11 protein-coding genes and 1 pseudogene are annotated in these 17882 nt (G+C 57.6%); 3 read left to right on the top strand and 9 right to left on the bottom strand.

The window, feature by feature from the left end:
- Positions 1 to 2 precede the first annotated feature (2 nt).
- The 4 genes from rsmA to lptD form a co-directional block, all read right to left on the bottom strand.
- Entirely contained in the window at positions 3 to 824 is an 822-nt protein-coding gene (gene rsmA, locus HMPREF3178_RS11390; RefSeq protein WP_004108225.1) for a 16S rRNA (adenine(1518)-N(6)/adenine(1519)-N(6))-dimethyltransferase RsmA, read from the bottom strand.
- Entirely contained in the window at positions 821 to 1810 is a 990-nt protein-coding gene (gene pdxA, locus HMPREF3178_RS11385) for a 4-hydroxythreonine-4-phosphate dehydrogenase PdxA (RefSeq protein WP_024273721.1), read from the bottom strand. Before pdxA ends, rsmA begins: the two co-directional genes overlap by 4 nt.
- Positions 1811 to 1922: 112 nt before the next feature.
- On the bottom strand, positions 1923 to 3209 hold the full coding sequence (surA, locus tag HMPREF3178_RS11380; protein WP_004108221.1) for a peptidylprolyl isomerase SurA: 1287 nt from the start codon (positions 3207 to 3209) through the stop codon (positions 1923 to 1925).
- Between the two features lie 53 nt (positions 3210 to 3262).
- A complete protein-coding gene (lptD, locus tag HMPREF3178_RS11375) occupies positions 3263 to 5605 on the bottom strand; it encodes an LPS assembly protein LptD (protein WP_016807502.1) in 2343 nt (780 codons plus the stop codon).
- Positions 5606 to 5849: 244 nt separating this feature from the next.
- On the opposite strand from lptD, the gene djlA reads away from it, so the two are divergent.
- The gene (gene djlA / locus HMPREF3178_RS11370; RefSeq protein WP_004108210.1) at positions 5850 to 6677 is read left to right on the top strand and encodes a co-chaperone DjlA; all 828 of its coding nucleotides are present in this window, start codon (positions 5850 to 5852) and stop codon (positions 6675 to 6677) included.
- A 30-nt stretch (positions 6678 to 6707) separates the two neighbouring features.
- Here the strand turns inward: djlA and HMPREF3178_RS11365 are convergent, their stop codons facing one another.
- Together HMPREF3178_RS11365 and HMPREF3178_RS11360 are read right to left on the bottom strand one after the other, a co-directional pair.
- Positions 6708 to 7406, bottom strand: coding sequence for a response regulator (locus HMPREF3178_RS11365; protein WP_004108208.1), 699 nt, complete (start codon positions 7404 to 7406; stop codon positions 6708 to 6710).
- Positions 7396 to 9021: an ATP-binding protein gene (locus HMPREF3178_RS11360; RefSeq protein ID WP_004108206.1), complete on the bottom strand. Its 1626-nt coding sequence runs from the start codon at positions 9019 to 9021 to the stop codon at positions 7396 to 7398. Before HMPREF3178_RS11360 ends, HMPREF3178_RS11365 begins: the two co-directional genes overlap by 11 nt.
- A gap of 324 nt (positions 9022 to 9345) precedes the next feature.
- Between HMPREF3178_RS11360 and HMPREF3178_RS11355 the strand changes: the two genes are divergently transcribed.
- Complete coding sequence (locus HMPREF3178_RS11355; protein ID WP_004108203.1) at positions 9346 to 10701, top strand: 2-hydroxycarboxylate transporter family protein; 1356 nt, start codon at positions 9346 to 9348, stop codon at positions 10699 to 10701.
- A 168-nt stretch (positions 10702 to 10869) separates the two neighbouring features.
- Positions 10870 to 11409, top strand: a pseudogene (gene citX, locus HMPREF3178_RS11350) (citrate lyase holo-[acyl-carrier protein] synthase).
- Between the two features lie 81 nt (positions 11410 to 11490).
- On the opposite strand, the gene rluA reads toward citX, so the two are convergent.
- From rluA to polB, 3 genes are all read right to left on the bottom strand, one after another.
- Complete coding sequence (gene rluA, locus HMPREF3178_RS11345) at positions 11491 to 12150, bottom strand: bifunctional tRNA pseudouridine(32) synthase/23S rRNA pseudouridine(746) synthase RluA (protein WP_004108199.1); 660 nt, start codon at positions 12148 to 12150, stop codon at positions 11491 to 11493.
- A 12-nt stretch (positions 12151 to 12162) separates the two neighbouring features.
- Complete coding sequence (rapA, locus tag HMPREF3178_RS11340) at positions 12163 to 15069, bottom strand: RNA polymerase-associated protein RapA (protein WP_004108196.1); 2907 nt, start codon at positions 15067 to 15069, stop codon at positions 12163 to 12165.
- Between the two features lie 187 nt (positions 15070 to 15256).
- Positions 15257 to 17614 carry a DNA polymerase II gene (gene polB, locus HMPREF3178_RS11335; protein ID WP_017145009.1) on the bottom strand — a complete coding sequence of 786 codons (2358 nt, stop codon included), beginning with the start codon at positions 17612 to 17614 and terminating at the stop codon, positions 15257 to 15259.
- Between the last annotated feature and the right edge of the window lie 268 nt (positions 17615 to 17882).

The following is a 17882-nucleotide window of genomic DNA, read 5'->3' as shown; positions in this document are numbered from 1 at the left end:
GGTTAGCTCTCCTTGGTGGGCGCGTTCTCAGATAACCAGTTAGCTAGCTGACAGTACTGCGCCACGGAAATATTCTCTGCGCGCTTCGCCGGGTCGATGCCCAGCTCGGTCAGAACTTCAACGCTGAACAGATTGCCCAGACTGTTGCGGATCGTTTTCCGACGCTGGTTAAAGGCTTCTGTCGTGATGCGGCTCAGCACGCGCACATCTTTAACGGGATGCGGCAGCGTGCGGTAAGGCACCAGGCGCACCACGGCGGAATCAACTTTAGGCGGCGGCGTAAAGGCGCTCGGCGGAACTTCAAGCACCGGGATAATCTGGCAGTAGTACTGCGCCATGACGCTTAGTCGACCATACGCCTTACTGTTCGGCCCGGCAACCAGACGATTGACCACCTCTTTTTGCAGCATAAAGTGCATATCGGCAATGGCATCAGTATAGCTGAACAGATGGAACATCAGCGGGGTCGAGATGTTGTACGGCAGGTTGCCGAATACGCGCAGCGGTTGGCCCATGTTCTGCGACAGCTCGCCGAAGTTCATGGTCATCGCATCCTGCTGATAAATCGTCAGCTTTGGTCCGAGGAACGGATGCGTTTGCAGACGAGCGGCCAGGTCGCGGTCCAGCTCGATAACGGTGAGCTGGTCGAGGCGTTCACCGACCGGTTCGGTCAGCGCGGCGAGGCCGGGGCCGATTTCAACAATCGCCTGGCCTTTCTGTGGATTGATGGCCGAGACAATGCTGTCGATCACAAACCGATCGTTGAGAAAGTTTTGCCCGAAGCGTTTACGGGCTAAGTGGCCCTGATGGACTCGATTATTCATTGAGTATTAACAATCATTTTAATGGCGAGATTAAGCGCCGTGATAAAACTGCCGACTTCCGCTTTCCCCTGGCCCGCAAGTTCAAGCGCGGTGCCGTGGTCAACGGAAGTGCGAATAAATGGTAAACCGAGCGTAATATTCACGCCGCGGCCAAAGCCCTGGTATTTTAGCACGGGCAGGCCCTGATCGTGATACATCGCGAGTACCGCATCGGCATGGTCGAGATATTTCGGCTGAAACAGGGTATCCGCCGGCAGCGGGCCGCTGAGATTCATCCCCTTCGCGCGCATCTCTTCCAGCACCGGAATAATGGTATCAATCTCTTCCGTACCCATATGGCCGCCTTCGCCCGCGTGCGGGTTCAGGCCGCAAACCAGCACGTGCGGGTTATTGATGCCAAATTTGGTGCGCAGATCGTGATGCAGAATGGTGATGATTTCCCGCAGCAGCTCGGGGGTAATCGCATCGCTTATTGCTTTAAGCGGCAGGTGAGTGGTCACCAGCGCCACGCGCAGCGCTTCGGTCGCCAGCATCATCACCACTTTACTGGCCTGCGAGCGCTCTTCAAAGAACTCTGTATGACCGGTGAAGGCGATTCCCGCATCGTTGATAATGCCCTTGTGCACCGGCCCGGTAATCAGCGCGGCGAATTCGCCGTTCAGACAGCCATCACAGGCGCGGGCCAGCGTTTCCACCACATAGCTGCCGTTGCTGACGTTGAGCACGCCTGGCTCAACCGGCGCATTGAGAGCGACGGGAAGAAGCGTCAGGGTGCCTGCGCGCTGCGGCGTAGCGGGAACGGTAGGGTCATAAGGCAGAAGCGATAAAGGAAGACCGAGCAGGCTTGCCCGGTCGGATAACAGAGCGCCATCGGCGCAAATCACCAGCTCGACCGGCCAGTCGCGCTGCGCAAGCTGCACAACGAGGTCGGGGCCAATCCCGGCAGGTTCGCCGGGAGTGATAACAACTCGATTCATACACTTCATCCTTCAGGCGTTCTCTTACTGGCTGCGTTTCGTCGCCCCAGTCAGAGACCAGGGCGATTCGCCGAGCCGCCTCGATACACCCTGAGTGATGTTGTGTATGAGGCTAATGCGATTAGTTGCTCAGTACCTTAACGTAGGCGCTGGCGCGCTGTTCCTGCATCCAGGTAGCCGCTTCTTCAGAGAATTTACGGTTCATCAGCATGCGGTAAGCGCGATCTTTCTGCGCGGCGTCGGTTCTGTCGACGTTGCGGGTATCCAGCAGCTCAATCAGGTGCCAGCCGAAGGATGAGTGAACCGGTGCGCTGGTCTGGCCTTTATTGAGGCGCAGAATAGCGTCGCGGAAGGCCGGATCGAAGATATCCGGCGTTGCCCAGCCTAAATCACCGCCCTGGTTTGCCGAACCCGGATCTTCAGAGAACTCTTTTGCCGCTTTAGCAAATGTGGTTTTGCCGCTCTTAATGTCAGCCGCAATTTGCTCCAGCTTTGCCCGGGCCTGATTGTCATTCATGATCGGCGACGGTTTCAGCAGGATGTGGCGGGCGTGAACTTCAGTCACGGAGATATTCTGGCTGCCGCCGCGCATATCGTTGATTTTCAAAATATGGAAGCCAACGCCGGAACGTACCGGACCAACGATATCGCCTTTCTTAGCCGTGCTCAGCGCCTGGGCGAAGATGCCCGGCAGTTCCTGAATACGACCCCAGCCCATCTGGCCGCCTTTCAGCGCCTGCTGGTCGGCTGAGTAGGTGATCGCCAGTTTGCCGAAATCCGCGCCGCTGCGCGCCTGCTGAACCACCGAGTTGGCCTGGTCCTGAGCTTCTGCCACCTGCTCGGAAGTGGGGTTTTCCGGCAGCGGGATCAGAATGTGGCTGAGGTTGAGTTCGGTGCTGGCGTCGTTCTGATCGCCAATCTGCTTCGCCAGGGTTTCAACTTCCTGCGGCAGAACGGTAATACGGCGACGTACTTCGTTGTTACGCACTTCCGAAATCAGCATCTCTTTGCGGATCTGATTACGATAGGTGTTGTAGTTAATACCGTCATAGGCCAGACGGCTGCGCATCTGATCCATGGTCATGTTGTTCTGTTTGGCGATGTTGGCGATAGCCTGGTCCAGCTGATCGTCAGAGATCTTCACGCCCATTTTCTGACCCATCTGCAGGACAATCTGGTCCATGATCAGACGCTCAAGGATCTGATGACGCAGGGTGGCGTCATCCGGCAGCTGCTGCCCGGCCTGGCCGGCGTTAAGTTTTACCGATTGCATCAAGCCATCGACGTCGCTTTCCAGAACAACGCCATTATTGACGACAGCCGCTACTTTATCGACAACCTGTGGGGCAGCGAAACTGGTATTCGCGATCATGGCGATACCGAGAAGCAGCGTTTTCCAGTTCTTCATACTTTTTCCATTTCAATTAACCGCAATTGCGGATTACGTTTAAACCAGCCACATCACAGGGAGCTCTGGTACGGTAAAATGTTCGAACGCAGCATCTGCTGGGTGCCGAGACCGTAATTGGAGCTCAGGCCGCGCAGCTCAATGTTAAAGCCGAAGGTATTGTCGTATTTGCTTTCGCTGCTGCTGTTATCCCAGCCGTTGATCTTACGTTCATAGCCAACGCGGATAGCGTAGCAGCAGGAGCTATACTGCACCCCTAACATCTGGTTCGCTGACTTTCTGGTATTCGTATCGTAGTAATACGCGCCGACGACTGCCCAACGATCGACGATTGGCCAGCTGGCGGTCATTCCCACCTGCGAAATACCATCTTTATACTGCTTAGCGGTGGAATACGAAGGCAGAGTCGCCTGAATGTATTCCGGACTTGCATAACGATAGTTAAGTTGTACTAAACGGTTTTCGTCGCGACGGTATTCCACGGTTCCGCTGCTGGTCGCGACGTTATCCAGACGCGTATCGTACTGAATTCCCCCGCGTAAACCCCAGTCGTCGGTAATGCGCCAGTAGGTATCCCCGGCCCATACCAGTGAACCTCGCGTGTCGTTGTTCTCCCAGTTGATGTTGTCGTCACCGGTACGTGCTTCGGTGAAATAGTAGATTTGACCAACGGAAATATTAAAACGTTCAACTGCGGCGGCATCATAAACGCGAGATGTGATGCCGGTGGAGACCTGGTTGGCGGACGCAATACGGTCCAGACCGCTGTAGGTGCGGTCGCGGAACAGGCCGCTGTAGTCTGATTGCAACAGCGTTGAGTCGTAGCTGCCGATCTTGCTCTGGTCACGATACGGGATATACAGATACTGCATGCGCGGTTCAAGCGTCTGGGTATAGTTCTCTTGCATATCGCGCTCGAAAACCATTTTGCCGTCGACTTTAAACTGCGGCATGACGCGGTTAACGGAGTCTTTATAGTCAGTGCCGTTGGTCGCGTTGTAGCTATCAAGGTTGCTTTGCTGGTAATGGGTGGCCAGCAGTTTTGCCTCAGTATTGATGCTTCCCCAGCCGTTAGACAGCGGCAGGTTGATGGTTGGCTCAAGGTGAAGACGCGTTGCTTCCGGCATTTTGCTGTTCGAGTTAACAAAATGCACCGCCTGGCCATAAAGATGCGTATCAAACGGGCCGACGTCGTTCTGGTAGTAGTTCACGTCCAGCTGCGGCTCGGCGGAATAGGCATTGCTTGAGTCGCGGTCAAAGACCTGGAACTGCTTGGTCGATACGGTGGCATCGAAGTTCTGATTCGCGTAGCCGGCGCTGAGTTTCTGCGTGGCATAGCCATCGGTACTGGAACCGTATTTGGAGCTGAAATCGTTAAAGTAGTCCGGGTCGCTGACTTTGGTGTAGTCGGCGTTGAAACGCCACACCTGGTCTACGACGCCTGAATGGTTCCAGTAGAACAGCCAGCGGCGGCTGTTGCTGTCGTTCGAATGATCGTCATGATAAATTTTATCCGACGGCAGGTAGTCGAACTCAAATAAACCGGTCCCTGCTTTGGTCAGATAGCGGAATTCGTTTTCCCACATCACGCCGCCGCGCTTGCTCATATAGTGCGGGGTCAGCGTGGCGTCAAAGTTAGGCGCGATATTCCAGTAGTAAGGGAGATAGAACTCCGCGCCGTTTTTGGTGCTGTATTTAGCGTTGGGGATCAGGAAACCTGAACGGCGCTTATCGCCCACCGGCAGCTGCAGGTAGGGACTATAAAAAATCGGCACCGAACCGAGCTTAAAGCGCGCGTTCCAGATCTCAGCCACCTGCTCTTCGCGGTCGTGGATAACTTCGCTGCCGACCACGCTCCAGGTGTCAGAGCCCGGCAGACAGGAGGTAAAGCTGCCGTTTTCCAGAATGGTGTAGCGGTTTTCGCCGCGCTGCTTCATCAGGTCAGCGGTACCGCGCCCCTGACGGCCTACCATTTGGTAATCGCCCTGCCAGACGTTGGTATCTTTGGTGTTGAGATTCGACCAGGCCTTCGGCCCTTTGAGGATCACCTGATTATCGTCATAGTGCACGTTGCCGAGGGCATCAACCGTCCGCACCGGCTGCGGCTGGCCTTCCGCCTGCTGCTGGTGGAGCTGGACCTCATCGGCCTGCAGCCGGCTGTTTCCCTGATTAATATCGACGTTGCCGGTAAATACGGCGTTATCAGGGTAGTTGCCTTTCGCATGATCGGCATCGATCGTCACCGGCAGGTCGTTGGGTTTCCCTTCGACCAAAGGACGATTGTAGCTTGGGACGCCAAGCATACACTGCGTGGCGAGATCGGCAGCGAGGCCCTGTTGGCTATACAAGGCGCTGGCGATCATGGTGGCCAGGAGGCTGGGAATACGTTTTTTCATACGTTGTATTTGTTGTTCCGTCATCGTGTGGCAGCGGCTTGCAAACGGTCAGAGCCTAACTTACTCGTCTAAATCGCGCTAGTGTTAATCCTGCCCGTTTCGAGCCCGAGCGTTAGGCACCGTGTAGAATGACGAGTATGATAAAGCAAATTATAGGCTATGTCCCACAATTGACCGAGGCGTAAACGCTTTGTAACGTGCGGTCAGATATAGCTTAACTGGCGGCAGAGAGATTGGGGAGTCTATGCAGTATTTGGGTAAAATAATTGGCGTTGCGGTTGCGTTGATGATGGGCGGCGGCTTTTGGGGCGTGGTACTGGGCTTTTTAATCGGGCATATGTTTGACCGCGCGCGCAGCCGCCGGCTGAACGTCTTTGCCAACCAGCAGGAGCGCCAGTCGCTGTTCTTCTCGACGACGTTTGAAGTGATGGGGCACCTGACCAAATCAAAAGGGCGCGTCACCGAAGCCGATATCCACGTCGCCAATTTGCTGATGGATCGCATGAATCTTCATGGCGAAGCGCGGACGGCGGCACAGCACGCGTTTCGGGTAGGGAAATCAGATGACTATCCGCTGCGTGAGAAAATGCGCCAGCTGCGCAGCGTCTGTTTTGGCCGCTTTGATTTAATTCGGATGTTTCTGGAAATTCAGCTGCAGGCGGCTTTTGCCGATGGCGATCTGCATCCCAACGAACGTGAAGTGCTGTTTGTGATTGCCGATGAGCTGGGCATCTCCCGCGCTCAGTTTGAGCAGTTCCTGCGCATGATGCAGGGCGGGGCGCAGTTCGGCGGCGGGTCGCAGCAGCAATCTTACGGCCAGCGCGGCGGCAACGCCGGCTGGCAGCAGGCGCAGCGCGGGCCCACTCTGGAAGATGCCTGCAATGTGCTGGGGGTAAAACCGACTGATGATGCCGCCACCGTCAAGCGCGCCTATCGTAAGCTGATGAGCGAGCACCATCCGGATAAGCTGGTGGCGAAAGGGCTACCGCCGGAAATGATGGAGATGGCTAAGCAGAAAGCGCAGGAGATCCAGAAAGCCTGGGAGCTGATCAAAGAACAGCGCGGCTTCTGAACGACCGGCCTCTCCCGGGCGGGGGAGGCGTCACGATGGGCTGGCGGCGCGGCGGTACATACGCCGCGGATGGCCAATCTTGCCGTACAGCATTTCCACCTCCAGAAAGCCGATTTCCACGCAGTGCTCCAGATAGCGACGAGCAGTGGTTTTGCTCAATCCAGCCTCGCTCACCACGTCATCGACCGAAAAGCAGCGTTCTTGATCGCCGGTAAACAGATTTTGCACCAGCGCCAGCGTTTTTTCTTCAATCCCTTTACTGCCGCTATCGGCACGATAGTTTTTGGCCTGTAGCTGATACAGCGAATCCACGTTCTGCTGGTCGACAATCTTCCACTCGCGCTGCTGATCGTAGAACTGCACAAACCGTTCAAGGGACTGGCTCAGGCGCTTCCATGACACCGGCTTAAGAATGTAGTCGAAGGCGCCGTTGCGGATTGCCAGACTACAAGTTTCCATATCGCTGGCGGCGGTGATAAAGATCACCGAGCAGTTAGCCTGGGCCATGATCGGGTCGTTCATCAGCGTGACCCCTTTGCCGTCCGGCAGATAATTATCCAGCAACACCAGCTGGGGCGGCCTGGCGTTGAGTCTCTGCCGCGCCTGGGCGAGGGAGGCCGCCGTGCCTGCCAGCCGCATGCGCGGGTGTTTTTGAATAAGCTCGGCGTGCAGCCGCGCCAGTTCGCTTTCATCTTCGATGATCAGAACATCGACCAGGTCATGATGCATAGTGCGTCTCTTCTTGCGGATGGGCTGGCCCGCTGGCGGGGATAAACAGCGTAAAAATCGCGCCGCGCGGGGCGTTGTCGGCCACTTCAATTGTGCCGCCGGCCTGGGTTACGTAGCGCTCAATAAGATACAGGCCAATACCGTGATCGCCGCGGGTTTTGGTGGTGACGCCGCGCTCAAAAATATGCTCGCGGATCTCCGGACGAATACCGACGCCGCGGTCGGCGACTTCAATCATTAATTCCCGGGCGTTGAGCTGAATCAGAATCTCGACCGGTTCGTGCGGCAGTTCGGCGCGCTGGGTAGCCTCAATAGCGTTATCCAGCAGATTACCGATGATAGAGATAAGCTCGGACTCCATCAATGACGGCAGCGGACGGTCAATGCGGCAGGCCGGGTCAAAGCTCAGTTCAACCCCTTTTTCCCGCGCGCGGGCGGCTTTGCCCAGCAGCAGACCGCACAGCGTCGGCGAATTAAAGTGTGATGAGATAAAGTCCAGCAGCTCCTGGGCATGCTCCGACTGCGCCTGAATGTAGCGAATCGCCTCATCATAGTGGCCCATATGCAGCAGGCCGGAAAGGGTGGTCATACGGTTCAGCTGTTCATGGCGCATGATGCGCAGATTATCAACGTAGCGCTTCACCTGGCTAAGCTGGGCGCTCAGCGAGTTGATTTCGTCGCGGTCGCGGAAAGTGATCACCCAGCCCTGCAGTTCACTCTCCAGCAGGATACGCACCCGGCTGGCGAGAACGGTCAGCTGATTAAAGCGGCACAGCTCGTCGTGGGTATCGTTTTCGAGCATCTCCCCGCTGGCGAAAAACGGCTGCGGCGTAATGACGCTATCGATAGACTTACCGCGCAGCTGATGCGCCGGCTGGCTCAGTCCGAGCAGGCTGCGGGCGGCATGATTTATCACTTCGATACGCCGGTGATGGTCAATTACGATCACCCCTTCGTATATCGACTCCATCATCGCCTTTTGCTGGCGCACCAGCAGGCCGATTTCCCGCGGCTCCAGCGAGAAAATTTGCTTCTTAATGCTGCGGGTGAAGTACCAGGAGAAGATAAACAGCGCAATCAACAGCAGCACTGCGGCGACAAAGATATTGATGACTTTTTCCAGCGTGATGCTGTCGAGATAGCTGGTAAGGTAGCCGACGGAAACAATACCGATGACCCGGCCCGCATCGTCGAAAATCGGCGCTTTGCTGCGCAGGGAAATCCCCAGTCCCCCTTTGCGGATGGTGGTGGCGCTTTTCCCCTCCAGCACCGGCTGGTTATCGCCGCCAACCAGCCGCGTGCCGACCCATTCCGGGTGGACCGAATGAAACAGATGCACGCCTCGCCTGTCGCCAATGACAATAAAGCTGGCGTCGCTGTGGGCGGCGATATTTTGCATAAAAGGTTTTATCGCCAGCGCGTCTTCACGCGCGACCTGTTGGCGTAAATCCGGCATCAGGGCAATTTCTTGCGCCTGTATTTTCGCGCGGGCGCTCATTTCCTGATAAAGCTGACGGCTGGCGTCAAAATAGTAATACACGCCCAGCAGCGCGAAAAGCACTGAGAAAAAAGCGACCAGTGAAATGAACAGCTTAAATTGAAATGAAACCTTCATAATTCTATTGCACCGTATCAGGGATGCGGCACTGTATCATCTTTGGCCATACCGACATCGTGGCTGAGGGAAAACGGTGACCCCCTTCGCAGGCGTCCGGAAACCACAATTATCTGCTGGCGCGGAATTTATCAAGGTTAATCAGGCGCTGGATTTAAAAACCTTAAAAACCACGACCATAAATCAGAGCGGTTTCACAATAATAATAGAAACCATAAAAACCATAGTGACCATTAAAACTTCTTTTTTAATCTGTCGATCCTCACATTAACTCTGCGGATGGCCCTCTAACCTGAAAAATAATAATAACCAGAGGGCTTAATTATGAGCACCACAGACAATGCATTCTCTGCAACCATCGACCCTATCAATACCCCGAAAGCGCCGCTTAAGCAGCGCTGGTGGCATATCCTCGATAACTGGAAAGTCGGTATTATCCCGCTGCCGCTCTTTCTGCTGGCCGGCGGCCTGATTGCCCTGGACTGTTTAGGCGGCAAGCTGCCGAGCGATATCGTCGTGATGGTGGCGACGCTGGCCTTTTTCGGCTTTGCCTGCGGTGAATTCGGCAAACGCCTGCCGGTTCTGGGTAAGCTTGGCGCAGCGGCCATCTGCGCGACTTTTATTCCTTCTGCGCTGGTTCATTACGGCCTGCTGCCGGAGGTGGTGGTGGAATCGACCACCAAATTCTATAAGTCGACCAACATTCTTTATCTTTATATCTGCTGCATTATCGTCGGCAGCATTATGAGCATGAACCGCACCACGCTGATTCAGGGCTTTCTGCGGATTTTCTTCCCGATGCTGTGCGGAGAAATCGTCGGCATGGTCGTTGGCGTCGGCGTCGGTACCGCGCTAGGGCTGGAGCCGTTCCAGGTGTTCTTCTTTATCGTCCTGCCGATCATGGCCGGCGGCGTCGGCGAGGGAGCGATCCCGCTGTCGATTGGCTACGCCGCGCTGATGCATATGGATCAGGGCGTGGCGCTTGGGCGCGTTCTGCCGATGGTGATGCTGGGCAGCCTGACGGCGATTGTTATCTCCGGCTGTTTAAATCAGCTGGGCAAGCGTTTTCCGCATTTGACCGGTGAGGGACAGCTGATGCCGAACCGCCGCAACGAGACGCATCGCGAAACGCCCGTCGAGGGCAAAATGGACGTAACGACGCTGGCCTCCGGCGCGCTGCTGGCGGTGCTGCTCTATATGCTGGGCATGCTGGGGCAGAAGACCATCGGCCTGCCCGCGCCGGTGGGCATGCTGTTCCTCGCGGTGCTGCTGAAGCTGGTGAACGGCGTCTCTCCGCGCCTGCAGGAGGGATCGCAGATGGTGTATAAGTTCTTCCGCACGGCGGTTACCTATCCGATTCTGTTTGCCGTCGGCGTGGCGATCACCCCGTGGCAGGAGCTGGTCAACGCGTTTACCGTAACCAATTTGCTGGTGATTATCAGCACCGTAACGGCGCTGGTGGCGACCGGTTTCCTGGTCGGCAAAAAGATTGGCATGTACCCGATTGACGTGGCGATTGTCTCCTGCTGCCAGAGCGGTCAGGGCGGTACCGGCGACGTGGCGATACTGACCTCCGGCAACCGCATGAACCTGATGCCGTTCGCGCAGATCGCAACCAGGATCGGCGGCGCGATTAATGTTTCGCTGGGTCTGCTGTTCCTCAGTCACTTTCTGGCCTGATTTAACTTTTTTATAACCGCTAAGTCTGCTTTTTCGTGCTAAATGGCGCAGAAAATATCTGCGCCCCGTCTCCAAAACAGGGATCGTTTAGCGATACAATCAGCGCCATTATTCGCGACTGCGACGGCAGCCTGTCCGCTGCCTGTAATTGAGTGAGGAGAGAAACAAATGTCAGTGGATACTCTCGCCCGTGAGGGCGTAAGCATGGAAGCGCTGCTGGCGGCGAAAGAGCAGCGCGCCGCGCGTCAGGCCGACTGGTTAGCCCATTATCAGCGGCCGGTGATTTCGCTGACCCTGGTGACCCCGGGCGCGGTGAAAGACAGCATTCGCTACCGTAATATGATGGGCGTAGCGCTGCAGGCCTGCGATCAGATGCTGTGGAAACACCGCTGGCAGACGCTGGATCGCCAGGTGCTGTGGCTGCCGACCGGTCCGGAAGCGCTGTGGTGCGTCGATCACGCCGCCAGTGAAATCAAAGCCTTCTGTACCGATCTTGAGCATACCCATCCGCTGGGCCGCCTGTGGGATATCGACGTTATTTGCCCGAAAGATGGCCTGGTTGGCCGTTAGTCTATGGGGGAAAACCAGCGCCGCTGCCTGCTGTGCGATGAACCTGCGCACGCCTGCGCGCGCAGCCGCCGTCATGACACCGGGGAGGTTGTCGCCCGCGTTGAGCAGATGATTGATGCGTGGTTTGCCCGCGACTAACGTCGGTGTTCCGCTGCGATGATGAGCGAGGAATTGCCCGGGTATGCCGCTGGCGGCAAGACCCGGGACAGATTTGAACGATCAGAAGTCGATCGGCGCGCGGAACGTCATCGTATTACCGAATGACGGATGGGTGATGGTCAGGGTTTCAGCGTGCAGCAGCAGACGCGGCGCCATGGCCAGCGCTTCCGGCGACGCATAAAAGCGGTCGCCAAGAATCGGATGGCCCAGCGCCAGCATATGCACGCGCAGCTGATGCGAACGCCCGGTAATCGGCTTCAGGCGCACGCGGGCGGTGTTGTCCGTCGCGAACTCCAGCACTTCATACTCGGTTTGCGCCGCTTTGCCGGTTTCGTAACACACCTTCTGCTTTGGCCGGTTCGGCCAGTCGCAAATCAGCGGTAAATCCACCAGACCCTCGGCTTTTTCCGGGTGCCCCCAGACGCGGGCGACGTACTGCTTTTTCGGCTCGCGTTCGCGGAACTGCCGCTTAAGCTCGCGCTCTGCCGCTTTGGTCAGGGCTACCACAATCACGCCGCTGGTCGCCATATCCAGCCGGTGCACCGACTCGGCCTGCGGGAAATCGCGCTGAATGCGCGTCATCACGCTGTCCTTGTGCTCAGCCAGCCGGCCCGGTACGGACAACAGGCCGCTTGGCTTGTTGACCACCATAATGTGCTCATCCTGGTAGAGGATAACCAGCCAGGGATCCTGCGGCGGATTGTAGTTTTCCATCGCCATATTCGCGTTCCGTTACTGGTGGGTGACCACGATTAAGCGCAGCGCATCCAGGCGCCAGCCCGCCTGCGCCAGCGCGTCCATGACCTGTTGACGGTTGCTCTCGATAGCCGCCAGTTCATCATCGCGGATGTTCGGGTTAACGGCGCGCAGCGCTTCAAGGCGCGACAGTTCGGCCGACAGCTTATCGTCGGCTTCTTGACGTGCGGCGTCGATCAGGGCCTGGGCCGCTTTGGCCACCTGGCCTTCGCCCTGCTGCAAAATGGCGTGGACGTCCTGCTGGACGGCGTTGACCAGCTTGCTGCCGGTGTGGCGGTTTACCGCGCTCAGCTGACGGTTAAAGCTTTCGAACTCCACCTGACCGGCAAGGTTGTTGCCGTTTTTGTCGAGCAGCATGCGCACCGGCGTCGGCGGCAGGAAGCGGTTGAGCTGCAGATGCTTCGGCGCCTGGGCCTCAACGACGTAAATCAGCTCCAGCAGCAGGGTACCTACCGGCAGCGCTTTGTTCTTCAGCAGCGAGATGGTGCTGCTGCCGGTATCGCCGGAGAGGATCAGATCCAGACCGTTGATAATCAGCGGATGCTCCCAGGTGATGAACTGCGCGTCTTCGCGGGACAGGGCGACGTCACGCTCAAAGGTAATGGTGCAGCCATCTTCCGGCAGGCCAGGGAAGTCCGGTACCAGCATATGGTCGGAGGGGGTCAGGACAATCAGGTTTTCACCACGGTCGTCCTGGTTGATGCCGACGATATCGAACAGGTTCATGGAGAAAGCGATCAGGCTGGTGTCGTCATCCTGTTCTTCAATGCTTTCCGCAAGCTGCTGGGCTTTTTCTCCGCCGTTGGAGTGGATCTCCAGCAGACGATCTCGGCCCTGTTCCAGCTGCGCTTTCAGCGCTTCATGCTGCTGGCGGCAGGCTTTGATCAGGTCGTCGAAGCCGTCGGTATTTTCCGGCGCGGCGAGATAGTTAATCAGTTCATTATGCACGCTGTCGTAAACGGTACGGCCGGTCGGGCAGGTGTGCTCGAACGCGTCCAGACCTTCGTGATACCAGCGCACCAGCACCGACTGGGCGGTTCTTTCCAGATACGGAACGTGGATCTGAATATCGTGGGCCTGGCCGATACGGTCAAGACGACCGATACGCTGCTCCAGCAGATCCGGGTTGAACGGCAGGTCGAACATCACCAGGTTGCTGGCGAACTGGAAGTTGCGGCCTTCCGAGCCGATTTCAGAACACAGCAGCACCTGAGCGCCGGTATCTTCCTCGGCGAACCAGGCGGCGGCGCGGTCGCGTTCGATAATTGACATCCCTTCGTGGAACACCGCTGCACGGATGCCTTCGCGCTCGCGCAGAACCTGCTCCAGCTGCAGCGCGGTGGCCGCTTTAGCGCAGATCACCAGCACTTTCTGCGAGCGGTGGCTGGTGAGATGGCCCATCAGCCATTCAACGCGCGGGTCAAAGTTCCACCAGGTACCGGTATCGCCTTCAAATTCCTGATAAATCTGCTCCGGATAGAGCATGTCGCGGGCGCGCTCTTCGGCCGTTTTGCGGGCACCCATAATGCCGGAAACCTTGATGGCCGTCTGGTACTGGGTCGGCAGCGGCAGACGAATCGTATGCAGCTCGCGTTTCGGAAAGCCTTTGACGCCGTTACGGGTATTGCGGAACAGCACGCGGCTGGTACCGTGGCGGTCCATCAGCATTGACACCAGCTCCTGACGAGCGGCCTGGGCATCATCGCGATCGCTGTTGGCGGCCTGCAATAACGGCTCGATATCCTGTTCGCCGATCAGATCGCTCAGCGCGTTCAGCTCGGCGTCGTTCAGCTTATTGCCGGCCAGCAGCAGGGCGACGGCGTCGGCAACCGGACGGTAGTTCTGCTGCTCTTCAACAAACTGGGCGAAGTCGTGGAAACGGTTGGGGTCGAGCAGGCGCAGACGGGCGAAATGGCTCTCCATTCCCAGCTGCTCCGGCGTCGCGGTGAGCAGCAGAATGCCCGGCACGCATTCGGCCAGCTGTTCAATCGCCTGATATTCCCGGCTCGGGGCGTCTTCGCTCCAGACCAGGTGGTGCGCTTCATCAACGACCATCAGATCCCACTCCGCTTCGCACAGGTGTTCCAGACGCTGCTTGCTGCGGCGTACGAAATCCAGCGAACAGATCACCAGCTGTTCGGTTTCAAACGGGTTAATTGCATCGTGCTGCGCTTCGGCATAGCGCTCATCGTCAAACAGCGAGAAGCGCAGGTTAAAGCGGCGCAGCATTTCCACCAGCCACTGGTGCTGCAGGGTTTCCGGAACGACAATCAGTACGCGTTCGGCGGCGCCGGAGAGCAGCTGCTGATGCAGGATCATCCCGGCTTCGATGGTTTTACCCAGACCCACTTCGTCCGCCAGCAGGACGCGCGGCGCATGGCGGCGGCCAACGTCATGAGCGATATTCAGCTGATGCGGGATCAGGCTGGTGCGCTGACCGCGCAGGCCGCTCCACGGCATGCGGTACTGTTCGCTCTGGAATTTGCGCGCGCGATAGCGCAGGGCAAAACGATCCATACGGTCAATCTGTCCGGCGAACAGACGGTCCTGCGGTTTGCTGAAAACCAGCTTGCTGTCGAGCAGCACTTCACGCAGGGTAACGTTGGCTTCCTGGGTGTCGAGTCGGGTGCCGGTGTAGGCCAGCAGGCCGTTCTCTTCATTAACTTCGTCAACCTGGAGTTGCCAGCCTTCATGGCTGGTGATGGTGTCGCCCGGGTTAAACATCACGCGGGTGATCGGGGAGTCGTTGCGTGCGTACAGACGGTTTTCGCCGATGGCGGGGAAAAGCAGGGTCACCATGCGCGCGTCCAGCGCAACGACCGTCCCTAATCCCAGTTCGCTCTCTGTGTCGCTAATCCAGCGTTGACCAAGTGTAAAAGGCATATATGTTCGGCTCTTTAGTTCTTTAATTGCAGGCAATAGTTGATCATCTCCATGGAGAATCGGAGATGCGTCAAAATTGGGTCCAGGAATGGAAAGGGCGCTATATTACTGGATGGCGGAACGTTCGTCACGTCCTCCTCACCCTTCATTTTGCGGCTTTTGTGCTGACGGAACGAGTGAGAAAAAATCAAAATAGCCCCAGTTGCCCCGTCACTATTGTAGCAAAATCGTCGTCGACAAAGGGAAGTATTCCTTCGGCGACAGGCTCTAATTGCTTAGAGAGATAGTGCTCATAATCCAGCGGCGACTGCTGATAATCCACTGGTTCCGGCCCGCCGGTAGTCCAGACGTATTTAATGCTGCCGCGCTGCTGATACTGCTGCGGTCTACCCAGCCGAACGTTGTGCTCATCAGCCAGCCGCGCCGCGCGCACGTGCGGCGGCACGTTGCGCTGATACTCCGCCAGCGGACGGCGCAGGCGTTTGCGATAGACCAGTCGATCGTCAAGCTCGCCGTTCATCAGCTTATCAATGGTTTCGCGCACATAGTCGCGATAGGGCTGATGGCGGAAAATGCGTAGATAAAGCTCCTGCTGAAATTGCTGGGCCAGCGGCGTCCAGTCGGTGCGTACCGTCTCAAGGCCTTTAAACACCATGCGCTGCTCGCTGCCTTCCTGAATCATCCCGGCGTAGCGCTTTTTACTGCCGGTATCCGCGCCGCGAATGGTAGGCATGAGAAAGCGGCAGAAGTGGGTTTCAAACTCCAGCTCCAGGGTGCTGGCGAGCCCCTCTTTGCCCAGCTCCGTCGCCCACCATTCGTTGACGAAGGCCACCAGCGACCGACCGATAGCGCCAGCTTCCTCTTCGCTGTGGGCCCGCTTGAGCCACACGAAGGTGGAGTCGGTATCGCCGTAGATAACGTCATAGCCCTGGGATTCAATCAGCGCTTTGGTCTGGCGCATAATCGCGTGACCGCGCATGGTAATGGAAGAGGCCAGGCGCGGATCGAAAAAGCGGCAGGCGCTGGTGCCGAGCACGCCGTAGAAGGCGTTCATAATGATCTTCAGCGCCTGCGACAGCGGTTTGTTTTTATGCAGCTTGGCTTCGTCGCGCCCGTGCCAGATCTGCCCGACAATCCCCGGCAGGCAGTGCTTATCTCGCGAGAAGCGCGCGCCGAGAAAGCCTTCGGTGCTGTGAGCGTCATCGGGCTGCGCCAGACCTTCAACCAGCCCCACCGGGTCGATCAGGAAGGTGCGGATAATCGACGGGTACAGGCTTTTGTAGTCCAGCACCAGCACAGAGTCGTACAGACCGGGGCGTGAATCCATTACGTAGCCGCCAGGGCTGGCCTGCGGCGGCACTTCTCCGAAGTTCGGTGCGACGTAGCCGAGCCGGTGCATGCGTGGAAAATAGAGGTGGCTGAAGGCGGCGACCGAACCACCGTGGCGATCCGCAGGCAGGCCGTTGACCGTCGCGCGCTCCAGCAAAAACGGCATGATCTCGGTTTTATGGAAGATGCGGGTGACCAGCTCGCAGTCCTGCAGGTTGTAGGTGGCCAGCGCCGGTTTATCCTGGTGAAAACGGCGGTCGATTTCATCCATCCGATCCCAGGGATTATCAATGGCTTTGCCCTCGCCGAGCAGCTCGCGGGCGACCGATTCCAGCGCAAAAGAGGAGAAGTTCCAGAACGCGGATTTCAGCGCCTCAATGCCGTCGATAATCAGGCGGCCGTTGGCCTGAGCAAAGAAGACGCCATTCTTAAAACCGTGTTCGCGCCACTCCAGTTCGCTGTTGCCGCGCCCGAGCAGCAGCGGGATGCGATAGCGCTCGGCGTGCTTTTGCAGGACGCGTAAATCGAACTGCACCACGTTCCAGCCGATCAGCACGTCCGGGTCGTGAGCGGCAAACCAGGCGTTAAGCTTTTCCAGCAGCAGCGGGCGGCTGGCGACGTACTCTAGCTGGAAGTTGACGGCAGGGGGCGAGGCGGGCTCCGGCCCGAGCATATAGACAACCCGCTGGCCGCAGCCTTCAAGACCGATGCAGTAGAGCTCGCCGTGGCGGCTGGTTTCAATATCCAGCGAAACCCATTTTAGCGGCGGGCGGTAGTGGGGATTGGGCTTCATCCGGGCGTTGACCAGCTGCTGGCCGCGCGACTCGCCTTCAACCCACACCGGGGCGGTGATAAAGCGCTCCATCAGATAGCGCTCCGGCGGGCGAACGTCGCCTTCATAAACCGTGACGCCGTTTTCGCGCAGCTTTTTTTCCAGCCGCATCAGCTGGCGGTGAGCGCGGCAGTAAAGGCCAAAAACCGGCTGGCGATGAAAATCTTTCAGGCTGAGCGGGGCAAGGCGATGGCCGTTTTCCCCCTGCAGCAGGCGTTCAACCTGCGCGCGCTGGGATTCAGGGATAAACGCCACGGACTCCTGGGGCGGCAGCGTGACCTCAAGCGGGCCGTCATCGGTCGCCAGCCAGAAAGTCAGTTCGGTGCCCTGCGGGGTATCCCGCCAGTGACGGGTCAGTAAAAAACCTTCTCGTGGCTGCGTCACGCCGTGCTCTCATCAGTAAAAACCAGGCCTGATTATAGCCTGGTTCACCGAGTAATGCTGGGATTTTATACAGGTGTGGCGCGGTTGTCTGTTTTCAAAGGCAGTGCCGCGCGCTATTTCCCGGAGGCGGCGCTTGACGCGCCTTGTCCGGGCTACCTGGCTCGCAGACGGCTGTGAACCTGTAGCCCGGCTGAGCGCAGCGCGAGCCGGGAAAAAAACGGAGGCGGTGTTGCACGCTGTTCCCCGGAGGCGGCGCTTGACGCGCCTT

Origin of the sequence: Klebsiella sp. HMSC09D12 (assembly GCF_001808475.1) — a bacterium.
Taxonomy (GTDB): Bacteria; Pseudomonadota; Gammaproteobacteria; order Enterobacterales; family Enterobacteriaceae; genus Klebsiella; species Klebsiella oxytoca.
Note: the sequence above shows the minus strand (reverse complement) of the source record. Positions and strands in the feature narration are given on the sequence as shown.

Bases quoted from the DNA above. Each gene is read 5' to 3' on its own strand.
- rsmA (WP_004108225.1), bottom strand. From the start codon at position 824: ATGAATAATCGAGTCCATCAGGGCCACTTAGCCCGTAAACGCTTCGGG.
- pdxA (WP_024273721.1), bottom strand. From the start codon at position 1,810: ATGAAGTGTATGAATCGAGTTGTTATCACTCCCGGCGAACCTGCCGGG.
- surA (WP_004108221.1), bottom strand. From the start codon at position 3,209: ATGAAGAACTGGAAAACGCTGCTTCTCGGTATCGCCATGATCGCGAAT.
- lptD (WP_016807502.1), bottom strand. From the start codon at position 5,605: ATGAAAAAACGTATTCCCAGCCTCCTGGCCACCATGATCGCCAGCGCC.
- djlA (WP_004108210.1), top strand. From the start codon at position 5,850: ATGCAGTATTTGGGTAAAATAATTGGCGTTGCGGTTGCGTTGATGATG.
- HMPREF3178_RS11365 (WP_004108208.1), bottom strand. From the start codon at position 7,406: ATGCATCATGACCTGGTCGATGTTCTGATCATCGAAGATGAAAGCGAA.
- HMPREF3178_RS11360 (WP_004108206.1), bottom strand. From the start codon at position 9,021: ATGAAGGTTTCATTTCAATTTAAGCTGTTCATTTCACTGGTCGCTTTT.
- HMPREF3178_RS11355 (WP_004108203.1), top strand. From the start codon at position 9,346: ATGAGCACCACAGACAATGCATTCTCTGCAACCATCGACCCTATCAAT.
- rluA (WP_004108199.1), bottom strand. From the start codon at position 12,150: ATGGCGATGGAAAACTACAATCCGCCGCAGGATCCCTGGCTGGTTATC.
- rapA (WP_004108196.1), bottom strand. From the start codon at position 15,069: ATGCCTTTTACACTTGGTCAACGCTGGATTAGCGACACAGAGAGCGAA.